We start from the raw sequence: 19,552 nt of genomic DNA, 5'->3' as shown, positions 1-19,552 counted from the left end.
GCTGCAAGAAGGCAAGTTTCGGGTGGCGATCGGCGCCCCAAGGGGCGATATTCCCGCCCAAGGAGACAGGTCCATGAGCACACACACGGCAGTCCTCAAGAGGGACATCACGCCCGAGGGCAGCGACTACGAAATCGTGCGCCGCGCCATCGAGAAGATCAGCCTCGACTATCGCGACCAGCCATCGCTGGAAGAACTGGCCGAAGAGGTCGGCGAGACGCCGACCGGCTTGCAAAAACTCTTCACCCGCTGGGCCGGTCTGTCGCCCAAGGCCTTCCTGCAGGCGGTGACGCTGGACCATGCGCGCAAGCTGCTCGATTCCGGCATGCCGCTGCTCGAAACCTCTTTTGAACTGGGCATGTCCGGTCCCGGCCGGCTGCACGACCTGTTCGTCACCCATGAGGCGATGTCGCCTGGCGACTACAAGACGCGCGGCGCCGGCCTCACCATCCGCTACGGCTATCACCCCTCCCCATTCGGCACCGCCTTGATCATGGCCACGGACCGCGGGCTTGCCGGCCTCGCGTTCTGCGACGCCGGCGAGGAGCGCACCGCCTTCGCCGACATGTCGGGGCGCTGGCCCAACGCCCTCTATGTCGAGGACCGGGAAGCGACAGGCCCTTATGCCGCGCGCATCTTCGAGCCGACGTTGTGGCGCGCCGACCAGCCGCTGCACGTCGTCATGATCGGCACCGACTTCCAGGTCCGCGTCTGGGAAGCCTTGCTGCGGATCCCGATGGGCAAGGCCCGCACCTATTCCTCGATCGCCGCCAGCATCGGCGCGCCGAGCGCCAGCCGCGCGGTCGGCGCCGCCAACGGCGCCAACCCGCTCTCTTTCGTGGTGCCTTGCCACCGCGCCATCGGCAAATCAGGCGATCTTACCGGCTATCACTGGGGCCTGACCCGCAAGCGCGCCATCCTGGGCTGGGAGGCGGGGCAGATTTCGTCCTGAAATGTCGATTTTTAATTCCGGTTCCAAGGAATATATGAATATTCGGATTTTAAAGTATTAGTGCGAATCTTTTCGGAATCGCTGGATACAACCGGTGACAACCATCGGTTTCTTCATGACTGTTGTTTCGACACTTTATTTGAGTTTACGCTAAATTAACCATGCTAAAGCGATGATGACCCATATTAATTCGGGCGGTCCGACTTAATAGGAGGGTCTCTATGACGTTGTTTCGCACCACTGTCGGTGCAGCCTTGCTTTTCGCGTGCCTTGACCACGCCGCGATGGCCACAACGCAGAATGTCATTTTCAACGGCACGGTAACCGCGACCTGCACGCTCGTTGTCGGCTCCAACGGCACGATGACGGTGAGCCCCGACCTCCAGTCGCTGAGCTCGCACAACAGCGGCGGTTCGGCTGGAACAGTCACGCTCACCACCACCGGAGGTGTTTCGCTGAGCGTCGATCCGGTGACCCTCACCACCGTGCCGGCCGCCGACAGCACGGCCACCACCTGGACACCGACCTATTTGTCCAGCGGCGCCCACACGATCGCGGAAACGGGTTCCTCCACCGCCCTGACCGCCCCCGGCGCCGACCTTGTCTCGGTCCATCTCGCCGGCACCAAGGGTGGCAGCAACCGCTTCGCGAACGGCAACTATCAGGCAACCGTAACACTGCGCTGCGAATAGGCCGTCGCGAAGGAGGGATCCTTGAAACATGCTCTGAACCTGGCGGCGGCATTGGCCGCCGGATTGATGCCCATTGCCGCGGGCGCCCAGTCGATGTCGCCGATGCGGGGTGAGGTCAACAGTTTCACCGACGCCTTCGCGGTCCGCGTGTTCCCCGCCAATCCCTACGACCGGAAGATCAAGGTCGAAATCCACGTCTACGATCAGGATTTTCAGCCGGTGGACGCCAAGATCTCTCCAAGTGTCTTCCAATTGGGCTCGCAGGCTTCCCGCCCTGTCCTTGTGGTCGTGCCCTTCGGCGGCGCTGCCGAGCGTAAAGTGCGTATCTGTACCGAGAGCATCCCCTTTCCCAATCAACAGACGCAGATAAGGGCACAAATATGCGGAAAGTTTTTTGGGCACCGCAAGTCCTGACGCTGGCGCTCGCGGTTGCTGTGACCAGCACCGCTCCAACCCAGGCCCAGGAACAGATTTACAATCTCAACCAGAACGAGAACGGCTTCAACTTGCCCGGTGTCACTCTGCCCCAGGGCCAGGACGAGGTTCACGCCGCGGATGGCACCACTTGCCGTTCCGCCGTTTCCGGTTCCGGTGCCTATGTCGATCTCGGCGTTATCAGAGGCAACAGCCAGACGAACAATGGCGTCGCCACCTATGGCCGGGTGGTGATCCCGATCGGCCGGACGCCGAAGCGTCTCGACTGCAGCCGGCTCTATGAACTCGAGGTGCAGCGCCTTCAGATGGAGCTAAAGCTGTTGAAGATGGGCGTCAATGTCGACGGCGGCACGACCGCGAGCGTGGCCGCAAGCGCTCCCGCCACCGCTGCCGCATCACCTGGATGGGCCAACGAAGGCTGGAGCATCAGGACCGGAAACAGCGATGGCAAGAAAAAGAAGAAGAAATAACCGGGCGCTGCTTGCGATGGCCGCACTCGCCGGTTTCTGCCTTCCGGCGCAGGCGGCGATCATCGGCACCTGCACCATCATGGTCGGGGCATCGGGCACGATGACCGCAAATCCGGCCATCGGCATACTGGGCTCCAAGCAGGCAGGCGGATCGAGCGCCAATGCCACCGTGGTGGCTAGCTCCCTGCTGTGCTCGATACTTAACCTGCTTGACTGTTATTCTGTTTCAGCGCCCGCGCCTGCCGCGTTCTCGTCGGCGCCGAGCGGCGGCGGCACCAACGTGACCTTCGCCTCGGTCTACCGCCTCGATGGCTCGGGGGTCGACAACAATGGGGGCGTGCCGCAAAGGGTCGTCAACGGCACCCACGCCATGCAGATCGACCTCACCGCCACCAAATCGAGCGGTATCTTCCCCGCCGGCAACTATCAGGGCATCGTCACCGTGCGATGCGAGTGAGGCAGCAAATCGCGCTGGACCATTCGCGTGGTCTGGCATCGAACGGCCTGGCAGGGTAGCTTCCCGTGCGTTCAGCAGGAGGCACTTTCTTGATAGTCGTTGTCGGCTCGATCAACCTCGACCTTATCGCCAACGTCGACCGCTTGCCGAGCCCCGGTGAGACGGTAAGCGGTTCCAGTTTCTCGACGGCGCCTGGCGGCAAAGGGGCCAACCAGGCATTGGCCGCCGCGCGTGCCGGCGCTCAGGTGCGCATGGTCGGCGCCGTTGGCAAGGACAATTTCGCACCCGAAGCACTGGCGTTGCTGCGCGAGGCCAAGGTCGACCTGTCTGGCGTGGGAGAGACCTTTGCCTCGACCGGCACGGCGCTGATCATGGTCGGCGACGACGGCGAGAACATCATCGCCGTGGTGCCCGGCGCCAATGCTTCCGTGGTGCCCGGCGACCTCTCCAAGGCTTTTCTGAAGAAGGGCGACGTCGTGCTGCTGCAGCATGAGATTCCGCTCGCGACGATCGATGCGGCACTCGACCAGGCAAGGACGGCCGGCGCGGTCACTGTCCTCAACACCGCTCCTTTTCATGGCGAGGCAGCCGCCTTCCTCGGCAAGGCCGACTACGCGGTCGCCAATGAGACCGAGTTCGACCTCTATGGTGAAGCGCTGGCCTTGAAGGGTCGCGATCGTGCTGCACGCATGCGCGATTTTGCCGGGAAAACCGGACGCACCATCGTCGTCACCCTCGGCGGCGATGGCGTGATGGCGGCGACACCGAGCGATTTCCTGACTGTTCCCGCGCTGAAGATCACGCCGGTCGACACGGTTGGGGCCGGCGACACGTTCTGCGGCTATCTCGCCGCCGGCCTGTCCTCGGGCCTCACGCTCGAACAGGCACTTGCGCGTGCCGGAGCCGCCGGCTCGCTCGCTTGCCTCAAGCCCGGCGCCCAGCCGGCGATCCCGCTGGCGAAAGACGTCGAGCAGGCCTTGCAAGAGGCCCGTTGAGATGATGCGCCCCCGCACGAAGCATGCCGTACCCGCGGCCAGCGACATCTGTCGCCTGTCGGCTGTCGAACTCGTCGACGCGATCCGCCGAAAGAAACTCTCCGTGCGCGAGGTGGTGACGGCTTTCCTGGACCGCATCGATGCGGTCAACCCGCAGGTCAACGCCATCGTCTCGCTGCGAGACCGCGCCGATATCCTGCGCGAGGCCGACGCCGCCGATGTCAGGCGGACGGATGGAACCGGCGCGCTCTTTGGCCTTCCCATCGCCATCAAGGACCTTGCCTCCACAACGGGCCTCAGAACCTCGTTCGGCTCGCCGATCTTCGCCGATTTCGTGCCGCAAGAAGACGATTTCTTCGTCGAACGCATCCGCGACGCTGGCGCCATCATCATCGGCAAGACCAATGTTCCCGAATTCGGGCTCGGCTCCAACACCTACAACAACGTCTTCGGGCCAACGCTGAACGCCTTCGATCCGGCGCTGACCGCCGGCGGCTCGAGCGGCGGCGCGGCGGTGGCGCTGGCGCTGGACATGGTGCCGGTCGCCGATGGCAGCGATTTCGGCGGTTCGCTGCGCAACCCGGCTGCCTGGAACAATGTCTACGGCTTTCGGCCATCGCAGGGGCTCGTGCCCGGCGGTCCCGACTTCGAGGTTTTTCACGCGCAGATGGGCGTCGAGGGGCCGATGGGCCGCAACGTCGCCGACATGGCGCTGTTGCTCGACGTGCAGGCCGGTTACCATCCGCAAGCGCCTCTCTCCTATGAAAAGCCGGGATCCTTCCTCGAAGGGCTCGCGCCACCGGCGACCGGCGGCCGCGTCGCCTGGCTCGGCGATCTCGGCGGCCATCTGCCGGTCGAGCCCGGCATCCTCGACCTGTGCGAGGCAGCGCTGGCACGGTTCACGGATGCATCCTTCCGGACCGAGCCCTTGCGTCCGGATTTCGATTTCGAGGCACTCTGGCAGGCCTTCGTGACGCTGCGCCAGGCCAGCAGCGGCTGCGCGCTGAAAGTGCACTATGACGATCCCGCCAGGCGCAGGCTGCTGAAGCCGGAAGCCGTCTGGGAGGTGGAAAACGCCATGCGGCTGACGGCGCCGCAGATTCGCGCGGCCTCGGTCATGCGCACGTCCTGGCACCGGATGCTACTATCGATCTTCGAACGCTTCGACCTCATCGCGCTGCCGACCGCGCAGGTCTTTCCCTTCGATGTCGGCACCCATTGGCCGCGCGAGGTCGCCGGGCGGGCAATGGACAGCTACCATCGCTGGATGCAGGTTTCAGCCTTCGCCACCTTGGGCGGTTGCCCGGCGGTCAATGTCCCGGTCGGCTTCGACGACAGGGGCCGGCCCATGGGCATGCAGCTGATCGGCCGGCCACGCGGCGACCTCGCCGTGCTGAAGGCCGCGGTCGCCTATGAGACGACCCTGCCCTGGCCGGCCGGCGCCTGAGCCACGTACGACGCGAGCCGGCTTGCTTCGCCCTCGCCGTCATGCATTGATTGTCGCCTGACAGGCCGCGACAGCGGCATTGCGAGGAAAAATCATGTCGCTGGAACTCTACGCCGCCTATGTTCTTGCCTGCATCGTCATCATTCTGGTGCCCGGTCCGACGGTCACCTTGATCATCGCCAACAGCATCCGCCACGGAACCCGTGCCGGCCTCGCCAACGTCGCCGGCACGCAGGCTGGCCTTGCCGTCATGATCGCCATCGTCGGCATTGGGCTTAACACGCTGATCGCGGGCATGGGCCACTGGTTCGAATGGGTCAGGCTGATCGGTGCGGCCTATCTGATCTGGATGGGCGTGCAGATGTTCCGCTCAAAGGGCACGCTGAACGCCGACGGAACCGCTCGGAAACCCCGCGGTGGCTTCCTCCTGCAGGGCTTGGCTGTGGCGCTCAGCAATCCAAAGACGCTGGTCTTCTTCGGCGCCTTCTTTCCGCAGTTCATCTCTCCCGCCGGCAACTACCCGCTGCAGATCGTCATCATGGGCCTCACCGCCATGATCTTCGCCGCCATGTCGGATTCGACCTATGCGCTGGCCGCCGGCCGCGCCGGGCGCATGCTCTCGGCCAGCCGCATCAAGCTCCTGTCGAGGATCAGCGGCAGCTTCATGGTCGGCGGCGGCCTGTGGCTGGCGTTTTCAAGGTCGAAGTAACGGCAGCCGAGGCCGGCGCCGCGTTAAAGCTGCGTCGGCGGCTGATTGAAAGTCTACTTTCCAGCTACCACATGAATCGACATTGAGGGATTCATGTTTTCACCGTCGACTTATGAGGGTTTGAAGAGGAACGCGCCCAGCGTGGTCTTCTTCTCCGGTTTTTTTGCGATAATGTTCATATTAGCCCAGAGTAAGTGGGAGAATGACGCAACGCCGATTCGATCAATTGACCCGATCAACGCGACGATCGAAGGCGTTTACTGGCACTGGACCAGCACGTCTCAATATGGATTGTTCCTGGAGAACAACGCTCTGGTTTTCGTTGACGACGATCGACCCCGCCTGATTGGCTCCCGTGTCAAAATTGAGCGCGTTACCCGCGACAATGGCTCCGTCTTCTACCGGTTTGCCGATTGAGGGGCTGTTCGTCGTGTGCCGACACGCCATGAACTATCAGGTCAGACTGCTCAATCGCCGAGAAATGGGGCCCTAAAGCCGCCCCAACCTCGCCACCAGCAGCGCGAAAAACCCATCATGGTCGATGTCGCGCATGACCATGGCGTTCTTTTCCCGCTTGGTGACACCCCACCAGTCGACCACGGTCATGCCCATGGTCAGTTCCGAGGCGGTCTCCACGCTGACGTTGCAGTGGCGGCCCTTGAACAGCTCCGGCTTCAAGAGATAGGCGATGACGCAGGGGTCGTGCAGCGGCCCGCCGTCAGTGCCGTATTTGCCCTCGTCGTAGCGTTCGAAGAACTCCAGCATCTCGGCGGTCGCGGTGCCGACCTTGGTGCCCAGTGCGCGAAAAGCCTGTATGCGCTTGGTGGTGGTCAGCGCCTTGTGGGTGACGTCGAGCGGCATCATCACGATCGGGATGCCGGACTTGAACACCAGGTCGGCGGCCTGCGGATCGACATAGATGTTGAATTCGGCCGCGGGCGTAACGTTGCCGCCCTCGAAGAAGCCGCCGCCCATCAGCACGATTTCCTTGATGCGCGGTGCGATGCGCGGTTCGCGGATCAATGCCAGCGCTATGTTGGTGAGCGGCCCGAGCGGGCAGAGCGTGATGGTGCCGCTCTCTTCCCGCATCAGCGTCTCGACGATGAAATCGACGGCATACTGCGCCTGCAGCTGCATCGTCGGTTCGGGCAGCTGCGGCCCGTTGAGGCCGGTCTTGCCATGCACTTCCTCGGCGGTGACCAATTCGCGCGCCAACGGACGGATGGCGCCGGCATAGACCTTGACGTCCGGCCGACCGGCCAGTTCGCAGATCTTGCGGGCGTTCTTTTCGGTCAGTTTCAGCGGGACGTTGCCGGCAACGGCGGTGACGCCGACGATGTCCAGTTCGCTACTGCCGAGCGCCAGCAGAATGGCGACGGCATCATCCTGGCCGGGATCGGTGTCGATGATGATCTTGCGTGGTTGGGGCATTTGAATTCCTTGTTTAGCTGGCCATCAGCTCACCGGGCCGATCGTGCACCCGAAAGACTCCAACCGGCTGCAAGCTGCCGAGCCGCTTGACGGGGAACGGTCCCGGCCTGCGCGCTTCTCGTTGCATCCGCGCGTCGTTTCAAGCGCCATGGCGATTATTCCTGTGAGTCCACGACCTGGTCTTTTTGGGCGGGTCTTTTGGTGGCTTGAACTTGGCCGCGGGGCGGACCATATCAAGTCCATCGGGAAAAATGCCATCCGGGTTTTTCCAGTTTATGTCGCTCTTGAGAGGACAGTGTAACATGAGCCGAATGACGCCTTTCTCCAGCCCGCTTCTCCTGGGTTTCGACGCCATGGAAAAGACGCTGGAGCGCCTGGCGAAGTCCGGCGACAGCTACCCTCCCTACAATATCGAGCGCCTCAGCGGTGCCGACGGCAAGGCCGAAAGGCTGCGCATTACACTCGCCGTCGCCGGTTTCGCCGAAAGCGATCTCGATGTGACAACGGAGGAAAACCAGCTGGTCGTGCGCGGCCGTCAAACCGACGACACCGAGCGCGAATTCCTTCATCGCGGCATTGCCGCGCGCCAGTTCCAGCGCTGTTTCGTGCTGGCCGACGGCATGCGGGTGATCGCGGCGGAACTGAAGAACGGCCTTTTGTCGATCGACCTCGATCGGCCGGAGTCCGAACGGCTGGTACGGAAAATAAATATATCGGTGAAAGACTGATCTTCACTGATGGCTCTCATGCGGGATGGCCTTGAGCGGCGTCCTCGCGCCAAGGAGGCTTGAAATGACCAGAACTGACGAAATCATCACCATGACCAGCGGCGAGTTCGCCCATCTCGGCGAAGGCTCGGTCGCCTATCTGCGCAAGGTCTCGAGCGACGAACTGCTCGGCCGCTTCCCCAACATCGGTGAAATCGCGCCCGGCATGGAGCTGTGGGCCCTGTTTGGCGCCAACGGCCAGCCGATCCTGCTTTCCGATGCGCGTGACCGTGCTCTGGCCGGCGCCATGGAAAACGATTTGACCACCGTCGCCATTCATTAAGGCGGGACGGAAACGAAAGGGCCGCTCACGGCGGCCCTTGGGGTGATATCTTAAAGAAGATGACTTCAGGCCGCGTGCGAGGCCTGCGTGTCCGACAAAAGCGCATGGATCGCCGTGGCGTCACGCGTTCCCCTGATCTTGGCCACCGTGTCGGCATCGCGCAGCACGCGCGCGATGCGCGACAGCGCCTTGAGGTGATCGGCACCCGCCCCTTCAGGCGCCAGCAGCAGAAACACCAGATCGACCGGTTGGTCATCCAGCGATTCGAAATCGACGGGCGTTTCCAGCCGGGCGAAAACGCCGGCGATGCGCTTCACGCCGGCAAGCTTGCCGTGCGGGATGGCGATGCCGTTGCCGACGCCGGTCGAACCCAGGCGCTCACGCTGCAGGATGGTGTCGAACACCTCCCGTTCCGGAATGCCCGAAATCGCCGCCGCCCGCTCGGACAGCAATTGCAGAAGCTGCTTCTTGGAGTTCGCCTTCAACGCCGGCAAAATCGCCGGAACGCTGATAAGATCGCTCAGATCCATACTTGAAAATCCTTGTTCGCCTGCCGCGCCAGTCCCCACCCCTCGTGCGGCTGGCTTTTATCCCTGTGCGACTTTGGTCGTGGACGGATCGATCCAGCCGATGTTTCCGTCGGGCCGGCGATAGACGATGTTGAGATGGTCAGTTCCGGCATTGCGGAAAACAACCACCGGACTGTCCTTGGTATCGAGCTCGATGACGGCCGAGGCCACCGACATGGTCTTCAGCGTCATGGTTGATTCGGCGACGATGGCCGGTGCGAAATCCTCCGGGATTTCCTCATCGTCATCGGCAAGCGGTGCCATCACGGTATAGGCAATGTCGGTCAATTCGCCGTTGCCATTGCCCGAATTGTGCGATTTCAGACGGCGCTTGTAGCGCCGAAGCCGGGTCTCCAGCCGATCGGCTGCGGCCTCGAAGGCCAGCGTCGGATCCTGGGCATCGCCGGTGGCTTGCAGCGAGGCGCCTGAATCCAGCCGGATCATGCAATCCGCCGAATAGCGCGAACCCGATTTGATGACGGTGACGTGTCCCGCGAAGCCGCGATCGAAATATTTGCCGATCGCTTCACCGACCCGATCGTTGATGCGTGTGCGGAACGCATCGCCGATATCCATGTGCTTTCCCGATATGCGCAGATTCATCTGAAAACTGACCTTCCTTGCTCAGGCTTCAAACTGGCCCGAGTTTATACTCGTGATCCGTGCGCACAAGCTTTGCGGCGTCACTCGCGCCGATTTAAATCCGAACTTTCCGGTTGATCACAAGCCGCCTTCTTGACCGTCCCGGGGTCATGTCGTGACGGACCATCCGCTAGCGGGCATCAGGCCCGTCTCATGCGGGCGGGCTTCTAGCCACTTCACCGTGGCTTGTCAATGAAACTCGAAAACTGTGGAAATCGTGAGCGCATGGAGCTGTCCATCATTTCACGGAAACGCCGCTCCATCTCTTTGCCTTGGCGCAATTGCCAAGGGAAGCGCTATGCGCTTTTCCCGGGAAACCGCTTTACAATTTTCCTGGACTTGCTCTAGCGGCCGGCGCTGGCGAGCGCCCGTTTCTCGCGCCGGCGCTGCACCGACGAGGGAATATTCATGCCTTCCCGGTATTTGGCGACCGTGCGCCGGGCGATATCGACGCCGCTTTCCCTGAGCATGTCGACGATAGCATCGTCCGACAGCACATCGACGGGCTTCTCCTCGTCGATCATTTGCTTGATGCGATCACGCACCGCTTCGGAGGAATGCGCTTCGCCACCGCCCGATGCCGCGATCGAGGCGGTGAAGAAATAGCGCAGCTCGAACACGCCGCGCGGGGTCAGCATGTATTTGTTCGCTGTGACCCGGCTGACCGTCGATTCGTGCATGCCGATGGCGTCGGCCACCGTGCGCAGGTTGAGCGGCTTCAGATGGCGTACGCCATGGACGAGGAAGGCGTCCTGCTGGCGCACGATTTCCGAGGCCACTTTGAGGATCGTCTTTGCCCGCTGGTCGAGGCTGCGCGTCAGCCAATTGGCGTTCTGCAGGCACTCGGCCAGGAAGTCCTTCTCCGCCTGGTTCTTCGCGTGCGGCGACACCTGGGCGAAATAAATATGGTCGACCAGCACGCGCGGCAGCGTTTCGGCATTGAGTTCGACGGTCCAGCTGCCGTCATTGGCCGCCCGCACCTCGACATCGGCGACGATGGCGTCGCTGGCGCCGCCCGAAAAAGCCATGCCGGGCCGCGGGTCGAGCGCCCGGATTTCGGCCAGCATGTCGAGCAAATCCTCCTCGTCGACGCCGCAGAGCCGCTTCAGCGTCTGGAAATCGCGCCGTGCCAGCAGTTCGAGATTGGCGACCAGGGCCTTCATCGCCGGATCGAGCCGGTCACGCACGGCAAGCTGCAGGGAAAGGCATTCCGCGAGATCGCGGGCGAACAGGCCGGCCGGCTCGAAGGTCTGGCATACGGCCAGCACCTTGCCCACCGCCAGGCTGTCGATGCCGAGCCGCGCGGCGATCTCCGCCAGATCGGCCCTGACATAGCCGGTCTCGTCGAGCCCATCGGAAAGTTCTCCGGCGATCAGCCGCGCAACGGGATCGGTGAAGGCAAGTGCGATCTGCTCGCCGACATGGTCGCGCAGCGTGATCGCGCTCGCCGCCATGTCGCCGGCATCGAGCCCCTCGGACGAGGAGCCGCCGCCGCTGCCCGAAGCCGATTTCCATTGCGCCGTCAGGTCGGGCCCGAGCCGTTCGCTGGTGCCGGGATCATCGGGAAACAGGTTTTCCAGGGACGTATCGAGCTTTTCCGAGATCGCCTCGGCGCTCCATGCCGTCTCGTTCTCGAACCAGTCGCCGTCGGGGGCGGCTTGCGGCTCGGCCTCGAGCTTCTGCGCCTGATCGCCCGCGGCATCGTCCTGCGGCTCGGCGCGCTCCAGGAGCGGATTGCGCTCGATCTCCTCGTCGATGAAATGCTCGAGCTCGGCATGGGTGAACTGCAGCAGCCGAATCGACTGCATCAGCTGCGGCGTCATCACCAGCGACTGCGACTGTCGGAGCTGTAGTTTCGCCGCCAACGCCATGGCTCGGTTTCAAACGCCTCCTGAACGCGTCCGGACTTCCGGAATGAATTTCACGGCGGGCATAGAAACTGGCCCGGCTTTTGCTTGTCAAGGCAAAGCCTAGCGAAACCCGATTACCGGAGCGTTATCCTGCGGCAAAACCGCGAAAAAACAGGCCGCACCGCCCAAAAAATCGTGTCAGGAAACAAATTTCACGCTCAGAGCAATTCCAAGAGCCGGGGAAAAAACAGCTTCCTGGCCGGAACTTCGTAAAAACAGACGCAGCAAAGCGGCGTGTAGGACAAGGAATTGCTCAGAGGGTAAAACCCTCGCCGAGATAAAGCCGCCGCACGTCGGGATTTGCCACCACTTCGTCGGCGCGGCCATGGGTCAGCACCTGGCCGGCGTGGATGATATAGGCACGGTCGATCAGGCCGAGCGTCTCACGCACATTGTGGTCGGTGATGAGGACACCGATGCCGCGCGCCGTCAGGTGACGCACCAACTGCTGGATGTCGGCGACCGCGATCGGATCGATGCCGGCGAAGGGTTCGTCGAGCAACATGTAGGCCGGACGCGTCGCCAGCGCGCGCGCGATTTCCAGGCGCCGCCTTTCGCCGCCCGAGAGCGACATGGACGGCGCCTTGCGCAGATGGCTGATGTGGAATTCCTCGAGCAGTTCGTCGAGGTTGCGCTCGCGGACCTTGCGGTCTTTTTCCACCACTTCGAGCACGGCGCGGATGTTCTGTTCAACATTGAGGCCGCGGAAGATCGAGGCCTCCTGGGGCAGATAGCCGATGCCGAGGCGCGCGCGGCGATACATCGGCATCGAGGTGACGTCGAAGCCGTCGATCTCGATCGTGCCTTCATCCACCGGCACCAGGCCGGTAACCATGTAGAAGCAGGTCGTCTTGCCGGCGCCGTTGGGGCCGAGCAGCCCGACGGCCTCGCCGGCGCGTACGCCCAGCGTGACGCCGCTGACGACCTTGCGGCCCTTGTAGCTCTTGGTCAGGCCCTTGGCGATCAAGGTTCCCTTGAACTTCGCCTTGTCGACGGTGACCGTGGCCGGAGCCGAAAGCTTGCCTGCGGCCCGTCCCGGAAGACGCGCCGTCAGCGACGACAGGCTGGCCATCAGGGGTTCGTCGCTCCCGATTTCGACGCGTCCGATTTCGGCGGCGGCGTGATCGACATCTGCACGCGCTGCCCAGCGCATGGATCGACCTGGGCAAGCCCGCTTTTCATCTGCACGGTAAGCTTGCAGCCGACGAGGACATTGTCGTTTTGCGACAGGACGACCTTTTTGCCCGAAAGCACCAGCACCTGGCTCTTCATGTCGAAACTGCCCTGATCGCCGGTCGCGACCTGCTGATCCGACTTGATGTACACCTTGTCGGAAATTTCCAGATGGTCGATGTTGGCCGAGCCGGTCATCGCCGCGCCCGCAGCTTCGGTGCCCTTGGCCGCGGCATTGGCATCCTTGATGTAATAAACCATCATCTTGCCGGCCTTCATCAGTGTCGGCCCCTGGACGACGGTGACATTGCCGGTGAAGATGGCGACATTCTCGGCTTGACGCACTTCCAGCTTGTCGCTTTCGATCTGGATCGGCTTGTCACCGGCCAGTTTGAGGCCTGACACCTGACTGGCGGCAGACGACTGCGCCAGCGACGGCGCCAGGCTGAGCAGGAGCAGCGCCGAAGTTGCGGCCGCAAGCCGTGTCGAACTATTGAGCCACATTCGCTTCTTCGCCCTTTGCCTCAGCCGCCTTCAGACTGGCGGCATCAATGTTGACGCGCACCCTATTCTCGAACACCAGGATCTTGCCATTGTCCTGGACCGACAGGGAATTCGCTGTGATCTGCGACCCGCCACGGCTGACATCGACGGGATCATCCGTCTTCATAGTGCCTTTGCCCATGTCGAGGAAGACCGATTTGAACTTGGCCTGCATGCCGTCGGTCGTGGTGATGGTGACGTCGCTGTCCAGTTTCATCGTATTGCCGTCGCGATCATAGGTGCCACGCGAGGCTTTTACCGCCGCGACATTGTCGGGAGCGATCGGCACCTTGGCGTCGATGCCCTCGAGCTCGATGATGCCTTGCGTGCTCACATCCTGTATCGCCCGCAGCGCCGTCATCGAGTAGGGCTGCTTCTGCTTGGTGAAGCCATTGAGTTTGGGATTGGCCATCACCAGCTTGCCGTTGGAGAAGGCGGTGCCTTCCGCCTGCACCGCGACGGAAACGGGGGCGGCGAGATACGAATAGATCGGGAAGGCGACGGCGATCAGCGCCGCGGCCAAGGGCACGGCGAATTTGAGCACGCGCACGCGGCGCGAGTGACGCTGAGCGCGGTCGAAAGCCTCGTCCCGCGTCCAGCCATCCTCCGGGGGAGCCAACTCCGTCTCAGGGCTGGCCGGTTCATTCGGTCGCGCTAACATGACTGCTTTCTTCTAAAACCCGCCCCCGGGGAGCACCGCCTATAGGTGGGACGCCAGCGTCCTCACGCAAGCACAAGCCGACGAAAACCGCAAAAATGTGACAGCTGCCATTGCACAAACGAAACCCGGGTCAGCGCAATAGCCAGTGCTTCATAGCAGAAATAGTCGCCCTTGCGTCTTTTTTCATCACCGAAGTTCTTCCCACTTACCTTGCGTCCCCCGCACAGACCAGTCACAAAACAGACAGCATAAGGACCGTCGCGCGCGGATTGCCGCGCCATGTGCGGGATGGAACTGCTTCCCGATGGAGACATCATGGTCTAAAAGCGTCTCTTCCCGCTGACTGTGAGGCTGACGATGGCATTGAGAGCCGACGACCTGATCGACCGCCGCCGCTTGCGGCGCAAGCTGACTTTCTGGCGTGTCGCGGCCTTTGGCATCGTGGCGCTCGGGGTGATTGCGCTGTCGGCCTGGTTCTATGGCGACGATTTCGGCGGCTCCACCGTCGACCACATCGCCAAGGTCAGGATCGAAGGCACCATCACCGAGGACGACGAACTGATCAAGCGGCTGGAGACCATCCGCCAGTCGTCGAAAGTAAAAGGCGTGATCCTGGTGATCGATTCTCCCGGCGGCACCACCGTCGGCGGGGAATCGATCTACGAGGAGGTGCGCAAGCTCGCCGCCGACAAGCCGGTCGTGGCCGAGGTCGGCACGCTCGCCGCGTCGGCGGGCTACATGATCGCAAGCGCCGCCGACCATATTGTCGCCCGCAAGACCTCGATCGTCGGCTCCATCGGCGTGCTGATCCAGTATCCTGACGTCAGCGGCCTGATGGACAAGCTCGGCGTCAAGCTGGAGGAGGTGAAATCCTCGCCTCTGAAAGCCTCGCCCTCGCCCTTCAAGCCGACCAATGACGACGAACGCGCCATGGTCCGCAAGCTCATCCTCGACAGCTACGACTGGTTCGTCGGCATCGTCGCGGAACGCCGCAAGATGACGCACGAACAAGCACTGGCGCTCGCCGACGGTTCGATCTTCACCGGCCGCCAAGGTGTTGCCAACGGGTTGATCGACGCCGTCGGCGGCGAGTCCGTGGCCATCGACTGGCTGGCGACCAAGGGTGTCGATGCCAAGCTCAAGGTGGTCGAGTGGAAGGACACGGAACGGCGCGGCGGCTTCCTGTTCTCGAAGGCGATGGCACGCACGATCGCCGGCGCGCTCGGCTTGCCGGATTCCGGCGGCGACGTCATCCATGAACTTGGCGCCAACCGCTTGTTTCTTGACGGTCTCGTTTCCGTCTGGCACCCTTGAGACGCGTTGGGACAGCTGAAAAAGCAAATAAAATCATCCTGATAATTTTGGCCGAACTGCTTTCACGGGGACCCGTCTGATGATCAAGTCCGAGCTTGTGCAGATTATTGCCACGCGCAATCCGCATCTTTTCCTGCGCGACGTCGAAAACATCGTCGGCGCGATCTTCGATGAAATCACCGACGCGCTTGCCGAGGGCAACCGGGTCGAATTGCGCGGCTTCGGCGCTTTTTCGGTGAAGAATCGACCCGCCCGCACCGGCCGCAACCCGCGCACCGGCGAGTCCGTCGAGGTCGAGGAGAAATGGGTGCCGTTCTTCAAGACCGGCAAGGAACTGCGTGAAAGGCTGAACGGCGGCAAGTAGCCGGACTGCCTTGTCCGGCCGCTTGCAACGGAAAACATTATGCTCAATCGCTTCATGCTCATCGTGGTCTTCGTGCCCCTGGCGATCATCCTGATCGCCTTGGCCGTTGCAAACCGCGAACTCGTCGCCTTCACGCTGGATCCATTCAATCCCGGCAATCCCAAGCTGACGCTGACCTTGCCGCTGTTCATCTTCCTGTTCCTGGCGCTTGCCATCGGCATGATCGTCGGCAGCCTGGCGACCTGGGTAAAGCAAGGCCGCTACCGCAAGCTGGCGCGCCAGCGCGGCGCCGAGGCGGAAAACCTGCGCCAGGCGGTCAGCCGCGCGCCCTCAGTGCCCCAGGGGCCAGTCCAAGGGTCGGTCCAAGGGTCGGCCCAAGGACCGGCCCAAGGACCGGCCCAAGGACCGGCATTGCCGAAGCCGACCACTTGAACCGCAGGCCGGCGCATTTCTTTTCACGGAGCTTTTCATGCTGACCATTTCGGCCGCGGAGGTCGATCGTGCGCTGACCTTTCCTGGACTGGTCGAGACGCTGCGCACTGCTTTTCGCGAGGGCGCGGTGCAGCCGGTCAGGCATCATCACGCGGTCGAGAGGCCTGATGGCGCGGCGTCGACCCTGCTTCTGATGCCGGCCTGGACCGATTTTCACGCCGCCGGCGGTTCGGCCGGCGGCCATATCGGCGTCAAGATCGTCACCGTCTCGCCCGACAACAACGCCATCGGCAAGCCAGCCGTGATGGGGCTCTATCTCCTGCTCGATGGCGGCACCGGCGAACCGGAAGCCCTGATCGACGGCCAGCGGCTGACGCAGTGGCGAACGGCCTGCGCCTCGGCGCTCGCGGCGTCCTATCTCGCCCGCGACGACGCCTCGCGGCTGCTGGTGGTCGGCGCCGGCGCGCTCTCACCCTTCCTCGCCAAGGCGCACAGCGCCGTGAGGCCAATCAAGACAATCCGCATCTGGAACCGTACCCCGGCCAACGCCGAGAAAGTCGCGGCCGATCTGTGCGCCGAGGGCTTCGCGGCCAGCGCCGCGACCGATCTCGATGCCGAGCTTGGCCAGGCCGACATCGTCTCCTCGGCGACAATCACCACCAAGCCGCTGGTCAAGGGTACGCTGCTGCGGCCGGGAACCCATGTCGATCTGGTTGGCGGCTTCACCCCGACGATGCGCGAAAGCGATGACGACGCGATCATGCGCGCCCGCGTCTATGTCGACACCCGCGCCGGCGCCACCAAGGAGGCGGGCGACATCGTCCAGCCACTGGCCTCCGGCGTGCTGAAGCCGGAAGCCATCGTCGCCGACCTGCACGAACTGGCGCGCGGCCAGAAGCAAGGCCGCGGCAGCCCCGACGAGATTACGCTTTTCAAGTCGGTTGGCGCAGCACTCGAGGATCTTGCCGCCGGCATTGCCGTCTACAAGGCACTCAGGGGCTAGTCGAAGCCAGTCTGGCGCCCATTGCCCGTGCGATCAGGGCGAAATCGGCCGCGCTGATCGCAAGCAGGCCAAAGCGCAGCTGGTAACCCCAGTTCGATTTGCCTGCGGTGAATTCCAGCCTCTCAAGCAATGGCTTGATCGGCGTTTCCTGAGCCTGCGCCCAGTCGACATCGCGGCGGAACGGCGTGAAGCCGCCGCCCATCTCGCCTTGATAGGGTTCTCCTTCCCGCACCGTGCCGATAGCCGTGAACGCCTGCAGACCGTTTTTCTGCCCCATAACGGTGGTTGGCGAGTAATAGACGACGCCGTCGTCGGGCCTGATGCGGCGCAGCGGCGCCACCTTGCCGTGGTTGACCTGCATGAAGCCGCCCTGCCGGCCGCGCCGGACATGCTGCGCCGACGCCACCGCGATCCAATACGCGCTCATTTCTGTTCTCCATTGGCCTGTTCTCGATCGGCCAATGCTTGCCCTCTGACCGGCCGGTGGAGCCGGCGCAGCAACTGGATGAGGTCGAGCAGGCATTCGGAGCGGGACATGGATGATTATCCGGGAGTGGTAAACGATAGGGCCAAGGCTGCGGCAACGGCAAGTGGCGCGCCTGTTCGGAACGGCTTCGGTTCGGAACCGTTGTTGCGTCATGCGAATATACGGCCTCCTGCTATTCTGGTCTGTCTTGACCGCCACGATCGCTGCGCTCAGCCTCGGACCGTCCTTCGCTCATGTCCTGGAATCGGCGCCCCGGCTCATCCGATGGTCCCCGGCGCTTTGGCGCGAGGCCACCGTTTTCAACGGCCAGTTCCTGCTCTTCGCAATCATTGGCGCGCCGCTGGATGTCGCCGCGGTCGCCTGCCCGGGACTGCTGGCATGGCTGTTGCGCGAGGATCGGCCGGCGTTCTGGTTCGCACTCGCCGCCACCTTGCTCTATGCGCTATCCCTGGTGCTTTGGTTCGTTCTCGTCAAACCGGCCAACAATGTTCTCGCCACCTGGATGCCAGGCCCGATTCCGGACGATTTCGAAGCCATGCGGCTGCGCTGGGAGACCGGCCACATGGCTGTCACGGCCGCCAAGGCTGCCGGCTTCGTTTCGTTGGTTGTCGCCCTGCTTTCGATCGGGCGCGGCTGAGCCATCGGCAATCGCAATGTCGCGCGGGTTTGTTGCGCCGGAGGGCATAGCTGTGGCAGAAGCGGGCCGAACCGCCGGAGAAGCTGCCTCTTGAAGTCTTTTCGCGACAAACGCCGCGACGGCCGCCCACACCCAGCGAAGAGCGGGGCCGTACAGCCGCGCCCGCCCGAGAATCGTTCCGCGGTCAAGCCAGATGCCAGGCTGCGCGAACAGCACAATGTGAAAGCGGACAGCCAGCCCGCGCCGAAATCCGCGCCGCGCAACCTCGCCCGTCGCGAAGGCGCCCTGCCCGCAGAACATTTGCCGTTGGTTCTCGAAGTGGCGCCGAATGCCGATTATGCGTTGCTCGACAGCGGCGCGGGACAAAAACTCGAACAATACGGTCCCTACCGCATCGTGCGGCCCGAGGGCCAGGCGATCTGGCAGAAGGCCCTGCCGGCAAGGGACTGGGAGCGCGCCGACGCCATCTTCACCGGCGACACCGACGAGGAAGGCATCGGCCGCTGGCGCTTCCCCAAGACGCCGCTCGGCGAAACCTGGCCGATGAAGCATGACGGCATCGACTATCTCGGCCGTTTCACCTCGTTTCGCCATGTCGGCGTCTTTCCCGAGCAGGCTTCGCACTGGGATCATATGGCAGGGCTGATCGCTGCGGCCAGGCGCCCCGTCAAGGTGCTCAACCTGTTCGGTTATACCGGCCTTGCCTCGCTGGTGGCGGCGCGCGCGGGCGCCGAGGTCACCCATGTCGACGCCTCGAAGAAGGCGATCGGCTGGGCGCGCGAAAACCAGGAGATGGCCGGCCTTGGCGGCAAGCCGATCCGCTGGATCGTCGATGACGCGGTGAAGTTCGCCGAGCGCGAGGAGCGTCGCGGCAGCCGCTACGACATCATCCTGTTCGATCCGCCGGCCTATGGCCGCGGCCCCAAGGGCGAGGTCTGGCAATTGTTCGAGGACCTGCCTGATTTGACGGACCTCTGTCGCTCGATCCTGACCCCAAAACCGCTCGCCGTGGTGCTGACCGCCTATTCGATCCGTGCCTCCTTCTTCGCGATCCACGCCCTGATGCGCGACACCTTCGCCGGCATGGGCGGCAAGGTTGAATCGGGCGAGTTGATCATCCGTGAAAAGTCCGCCGGCCGGGCGCTTTCGACTTCACTGTTTTCGCGCTGGGTGGCCTGA

25 protein-coding genes are annotated in these 19,552 nt (G+C 63.1%); 17 read left to right on the top strand and 8 right to left on the bottom strand.

What is annotated here, in order from left to right:
- Nucleotides 1-73 precede the first annotated feature (73 nt).
- The 9 genes from EN850_RS06420 (at nt 74) to EN850_RS06380 (ending at nt 6,574) form a co-directional block, all read left to right on the top strand.
- Nucleotides 74-952 carry a bifunctional helix-turn-helix domain-containing protein/methylated-DNA--[protein]-cysteine S-methyltransferase gene (locus EN850_RS06420; RefSeq protein ID WP_135865730.1) on the top strand — a complete coding sequence of 293 codons (879 nt, stop codon included), beginning with the start codon at nt 74-76 and terminating at the stop codon, nt 950-952.
- Between the two features lie 221 nt (nt 953-1,173).
- On the top strand, nt 1,174-1,644 hold the full coding sequence (locus tag EN850_RS06415) for a hypothetical protein (protein ID WP_127277102.1): 471 nt from the start codon (nt 1,174-1,176) through the stop codon (nt 1,642-1,644).
- 21 nt (nt 1,645-1,665) lie between these two features.
- On the top strand, nt 1,666-2,058 hold the full coding sequence (locus tag EN850_RS06410; protein ID WP_127277100.1) for a hypothetical protein: 393 nt from the start codon (nt 1,666-1,668) through the stop codon (nt 2,056-2,058).
- Nucleotides 2,025-2,549: a hypothetical protein gene (locus EN850_RS06405; protein ID WP_127277098.1), complete on the top strand. Its 525-nt coding sequence runs from the start codon at nt 2,025-2,027 to the stop codon at nt 2,547-2,549. Before EN850_RS06410 ends, EN850_RS06405 begins: the two co-directional genes overlap by 34 nt.
- Nucleotides 2,524-3,006, top strand: a complete 483-nt coding sequence (locus tag EN850_RS06400; RefSeq protein ID WP_127277096.1) for a hypothetical protein — start codon at nt 2,524-2,526, stop codon at nt 3,004-3,006. Before EN850_RS06405 ends, EN850_RS06400 begins: the two co-directional genes overlap by 26 nt.
- A gap of 89 nt (nt 3,007-3,095) precedes the next feature.
- Nucleotides 3,096-4,001 carry a ribokinase gene (locus EN850_RS06395; protein ID WP_136090855.1) on the top strand — a complete coding sequence of 302 codons (906 nt, stop codon included), beginning with the start codon at nt 3,096-3,098 and terminating at the stop codon, nt 3,999-4,001.
- 1 nt (nt 4,002) lies between these two features.
- Nucleotides 4,003-5,448 (top strand): amidase, encoded by a 1,446-nt coding sequence (locus EN850_RS06390; RefSeq protein WP_135929361.1) that lies wholly within the window; start codon nt 4,003-4,005, stop codon nt 5,446-5,448.
- A 94-nt stretch (nt 5,449-5,542) separates the two neighbouring features.
- Nucleotides 5,543-6,157, top strand: a complete 615-nt coding sequence (locus EN850_RS06385; protein WP_136090854.1) for a LysE family translocator — start codon at nt 5,543-5,545, stop codon at nt 6,155-6,157.
- A 93-nt stretch (nt 6,158-6,250) separates the two neighbouring features.
- Nucleotides 6,251-6,574, top strand: a complete 324-nt coding sequence (locus EN850_RS06380; RefSeq protein ID WP_127869988.1) for a hypothetical protein — start codon at nt 6,251-6,253, stop codon at nt 6,572-6,574.
- A gap of 72 nt (nt 6,575-6,646) precedes the next feature.
- Here EN850_RS06380 and EN850_RS06375 read toward each other — a convergent pair whose 3' ends face one another.
- Entirely contained in the window at nt 6,647-7,588 is a 942-nt protein-coding gene (locus EN850_RS06375; protein ID WP_136090853.1) for a nucleoside hydrolase, read from the bottom strand.
- A 302-nt stretch (nt 7,589-7,890) separates the two neighbouring features.
- On the opposite strand from EN850_RS06375, the gene EN850_RS06370 reads away from it, so the two are divergent.
- Both EN850_RS06370 and EN850_RS06365 read left to right on the top strand, forming a co-directional pair.
- Nucleotides 7,891-8,316 carry an Hsp20 family protein gene (locus tag EN850_RS06370; protein WP_013893014.1) on the top strand — a complete coding sequence of 142 codons (426 nt, stop codon included), beginning with the start codon at nt 7,891-7,893 and terminating at the stop codon, nt 8,314-8,316.
- 64 nt (nt 8,317-8,380) lie between these two features.
- Nucleotides 8,381-8,638, top strand: a complete 258-nt coding sequence (locus EN850_RS06365; protein ID WP_127869990.1) for a DUF1150 family protein — start codon at nt 8,381-8,383, stop codon at nt 8,636-8,638.
- A 65-nt stretch (nt 8,639-8,703) separates the two neighbouring features.
- On the opposite strand, the gene ptsN is transcribed toward EN850_RS06365, so the two are convergent.
- The 6 genes from ptsN to lptC all read right to left on the bottom strand — a co-directional run bounded on the left by ptsN (nt 8,704) and on the right by lptC (nt 14,136).
- Nucleotides 8,704-9,168 carry a PTS IIA-like nitrogen regulatory protein PtsN gene (ptsN, locus tag EN850_RS06360; protein WP_010911486.1) on the bottom strand — a complete coding sequence of 155 codons (465 nt, stop codon included), beginning with the start codon at nt 9,166-9,168 and terminating at the stop codon, nt 8,704-8,706.
- Nucleotides 9,169-9,225: 57 nt separating this feature from the next.
- Nucleotides 9,226-9,810 carry a ribosome-associated translation inhibitor RaiA gene (raiA, locus tag EN850_RS06355; RefSeq protein WP_127279801.1) on the bottom strand — a complete coding sequence of 195 codons (585 nt, stop codon included), beginning with the start codon at nt 9,808-9,810 and terminating at the stop codon, nt 9,226-9,228.
- A 383-nt stretch (nt 9,811-10,193) separates the two neighbouring features.
- Nucleotides 10,194-11,720 (bottom strand): RNA polymerase factor sigma-54, encoded by a 1,527-nt coding sequence (gene rpoN / locus EN850_RS06350; RefSeq protein ID WP_136090852.1) that lies wholly within the window; start codon nt 11,718-11,720, stop codon nt 10,194-10,196.
- A 292-nt stretch (nt 11,721-12,012) separates the two neighbouring features.
- Complete coding sequence (lptB, locus tag EN850_RS06345; protein ID WP_136090851.1) at nt 12,013-12,831, bottom strand: LPS export ABC transporter ATP-binding protein; 819 nt, start codon at nt 12,829-12,831, stop codon at nt 12,013-12,015.
- Nucleotides 12,831-13,436, bottom strand: a complete 606-nt coding sequence (locus tag EN850_RS06340) for an LptA/OstA family protein (RefSeq protein WP_127279798.1) — start codon at nt 13,434-13,436, stop codon at nt 12,831-12,833. Before EN850_RS06340 ends, lptB begins: the two co-directional genes overlap by 1 nt.
- Nucleotides 13,423-14,136, bottom strand: a complete 714-nt coding sequence (gene lptC, locus EN850_RS06335) for an LPS export ABC transporter periplasmic protein LptC (RefSeq protein ID WP_127279797.1) — start codon at nt 14,134-14,136, stop codon at nt 13,423-13,425. The genes EN850_RS06340 and lptC overlap by 14 nt, the downstream gene beginning before the upstream one ends.
- Nucleotides 14,137-14,493: 357 nt before the next feature.
- On the opposite strand from lptC, the gene sppA reads away from it, so the two are divergent.
- The 4 genes from sppA (at nt 14,494) to EN850_RS06315 (ending at nt 17,249) form a co-directional block, all read left to right on the top strand.
- Nucleotides 14,494-15,450 (top strand): signal peptide peptidase SppA, encoded by a 957-nt coding sequence (sppA, locus tag EN850_RS06330; protein WP_127869992.1) that lies wholly within the window; start codon nt 14,494-14,496, stop codon nt 15,448-15,450.
- Nucleotides 15,451-15,529: 79 nt separating this feature from the next.
- Complete coding sequence (locus EN850_RS06325; RefSeq protein ID WP_006200394.1) at nt 15,530-15,814, top strand: integration host factor subunit beta; 285 nt, start codon at nt 15,530-15,532, stop codon at nt 15,812-15,814.
- A gap of 39 nt (nt 15,815-15,853) precedes the next feature.
- Nucleotides 15,854-16,246: a LapA family protein gene (locus EN850_RS06320; protein ID WP_135929365.1), complete on the top strand. Its 393-nt coding sequence runs from the start codon at nt 15,854-15,856 to the stop codon at nt 16,244-16,246.
- A gap of 37 nt (nt 16,247-16,283) precedes the next feature.
- The gene (locus tag EN850_RS06315; protein WP_127279748.1) at nt 16,284-17,249 is read left to right on the top strand and encodes an ornithine cyclodeaminase family protein; all 966 of its coding nucleotides are present in this window, start codon (nt 16,284-16,286) and stop codon (nt 17,247-17,249) included.
- Here EN850_RS06315 and EN850_RS06310 read toward each other — a convergent pair.
- Nucleotides 17,239-17,676, bottom strand: a complete 438-nt coding sequence (locus EN850_RS06310) for an EVE domain-containing protein (protein ID WP_136090850.1) — start codon at nt 17,674-17,676, stop codon at nt 17,239-17,241. The genes EN850_RS06315 and EN850_RS06310 overlap by 11 nt on opposite strands.
- 211 nt (nt 17,677-17,887) lie before the next feature.
- Between EN850_RS06310 and EN850_RS06300 the strand changes: the two genes are divergently transcribed.
- Together EN850_RS06300 and EN850_RS06295 are read left to right on the top strand one after the other, a co-directional pair.
- Nucleotides 17,888-18,373 (top strand): DUF1772 domain-containing protein, encoded by a 486-nt coding sequence (locus EN850_RS06300; protein ID WP_136090849.1) that lies wholly within the window; start codon nt 17,888-17,890, stop codon nt 18,371-18,373.
- A gap of 90 nt (nt 18,374-18,463) precedes the next feature.
- Entirely contained in the window at nt 18,464-19,552 is a 1,089-nt protein-coding gene (locus tag EN850_RS06295; protein ID WP_136090848.1) for a class I SAM-dependent rRNA methyltransferase, read from the top strand.

The sequence above is a fragment of the Mesorhizobium sp. M8A.F.Ca.ET.207.01.1.1 genome, assembly GCF_004794715.1.
Lineage (GTDB): Bacteria > Pseudomonadota > Alphaproteobacteria > Rhizobiales > Rhizobiaceae > Mesorhizobium.
The sequence above is the reverse complement of the archived record's forward strand: the minus strand, read 5'-3'. Positions and strand labels throughout refer to the sequence as shown.

What these genes read in the sequence shown, in the direction of transcription:
- EN850_RS06405 (WP_127277098.1), top strand. Translation starts at nt 2,025, where the DNA reads ATGCGGAAAGTTTTTTGGGCACCGCAAGTCCTGACGCTGGCGCTCGCG.
- EN850_RS06300 (WP_136090849.1), top strand. Translation starts at nt 17,888, where the DNA reads ATGCGAATATACGGCCTCCTGCTATTCTGGTCTGTCTTGACCGCCACG.
- ptsN (WP_010911486.1), bottom strand. Translation starts at nt 9,168, where the DNA reads ATGGATCTGAGCGATCTTATCAGCGTTCCGGCGATTTTGCCGGCGTTG.
- EN850_RS06385 (WP_136090854.1), top strand. Translation starts at nt 5,543, where the DNA reads ATGTCGCTGGAACTCTACGCCGCCTATGTTCTTGCCTGCATCGTCATC.
- EN850_RS06390 (WP_135929361.1), top strand. Translation starts at nt 4,003, where the DNA reads ATGATGCGCCCCCGCACGAAGCATGCCGTACCCGCGGCCAGCGACATC.
- sppA (WP_127869992.1), top strand. Translation starts at nt 14,494, where the DNA reads ATGGCATTGAGAGCCGACGACCTGATCGACCGCCGCCGCTTGCGGCGC.
- rpoN (WP_136090852.1), bottom strand. Translation starts at nt 11,720, where the DNA reads ATGGCGTTGGCGGCGAAACTACAGCTCCGACAGTCGCAGTCGCTGGTG.
- lptB (WP_136090851.1), bottom strand. Translation starts at nt 12,831, where the DNA reads ATGGCCAGCCTGTCGTCGCTGACGGCGCGTCTTCCGGGACGGGCCGCA.
- EN850_RS06415 (WP_127277102.1), top strand. Translation starts at nt 1,174, where the DNA reads ATGACGTTGTTTCGCACCACTGTCGGTGCAGCCTTGCTTTTCGCGTGC.
- EN850_RS06325 (WP_006200394.1), top strand. Translation starts at nt 15,530, where the DNA reads ATGATCAAGTCCGAGCTTGTGCAGATTATTGCCACGCGCAATCCGCAT.
- lptC (WP_127279797.1), bottom strand. Translation starts at nt 14,136, where the DNA reads ATGTTAGCGCGACCGAATGAACCGGCCAGCCCTGAGACGGAGTTGGCT.
- EN850_RS06320 (WP_135929365.1), top strand. Translation starts at nt 15,854, where the DNA reads ATGCTCAATCGCTTCATGCTCATCGTGGTCTTCGTGCCCCTGGCGATC.
- EN850_RS06380 (WP_127869988.1), top strand. Translation starts at nt 6,251, where the DNA reads ATGTTTTCACCGTCGACTTATGAGGGTTTGAAGAGGAACGCGCCCAGC.
- EN850_RS06340 (WP_127279798.1), bottom strand. Translation starts at nt 13,436, where the DNA reads ATGTGGCTCAATAGTTCGACACGGCTTGCGGCCGCAACTTCGGCGCTG.
- EN850_RS06370 (WP_013893014.1), top strand. Translation starts at nt 7,891, where the DNA reads ATGAGCCGAATGACGCCTTTCTCCAGCCCGCTTCTCCTGGGTTTCGAC.
- EN850_RS06400 (WP_127277096.1), top strand. Translation starts at nt 2,524, where the DNA reads ATGGCAAGAAAAAGAAGAAGAAATAACCGGGCGCTGCTTGCGATGGCC.
- EN850_RS06375 (WP_136090853.1), bottom strand. Translation starts at nt 7,588, where the DNA reads ATGCCCCAACCACGCAAGATCATCATCGACACCGATCCCGGCCAGGAT.
- EN850_RS06315 (WP_127279748.1), top strand. Translation starts at nt 16,284, where the DNA reads ATGCTGACCATTTCGGCCGCGGAGGTCGATCGTGCGCTGACCTTTCCT.
- EN850_RS06420 (WP_135865730.1), top strand. Translation starts at nt 74, where the DNA reads ATGAGCACACACACGGCAGTCCTCAAGAGGGACATCACGCCCGAGGGC.
- raiA (WP_127279801.1), bottom strand. Translation starts at nt 9,810, where the DNA reads ATGAATCTGCGCATATCGGGAAAGCACATGGATATCGGCGATGCGTTC.
- EN850_RS06365 (WP_127869990.1), top strand. Translation starts at nt 8,381, where the DNA reads ATGACCAGAACTGACGAAATCATCACCATGACCAGCGGCGAGTTCGCC.
- EN850_RS06310 (WP_136090850.1), bottom strand. Translation starts at nt 17,676, where the DNA reads ATGAGCGCGTATTGGATCGCGGTGGCGTCGGCGCAGCATGTCCGGCGC.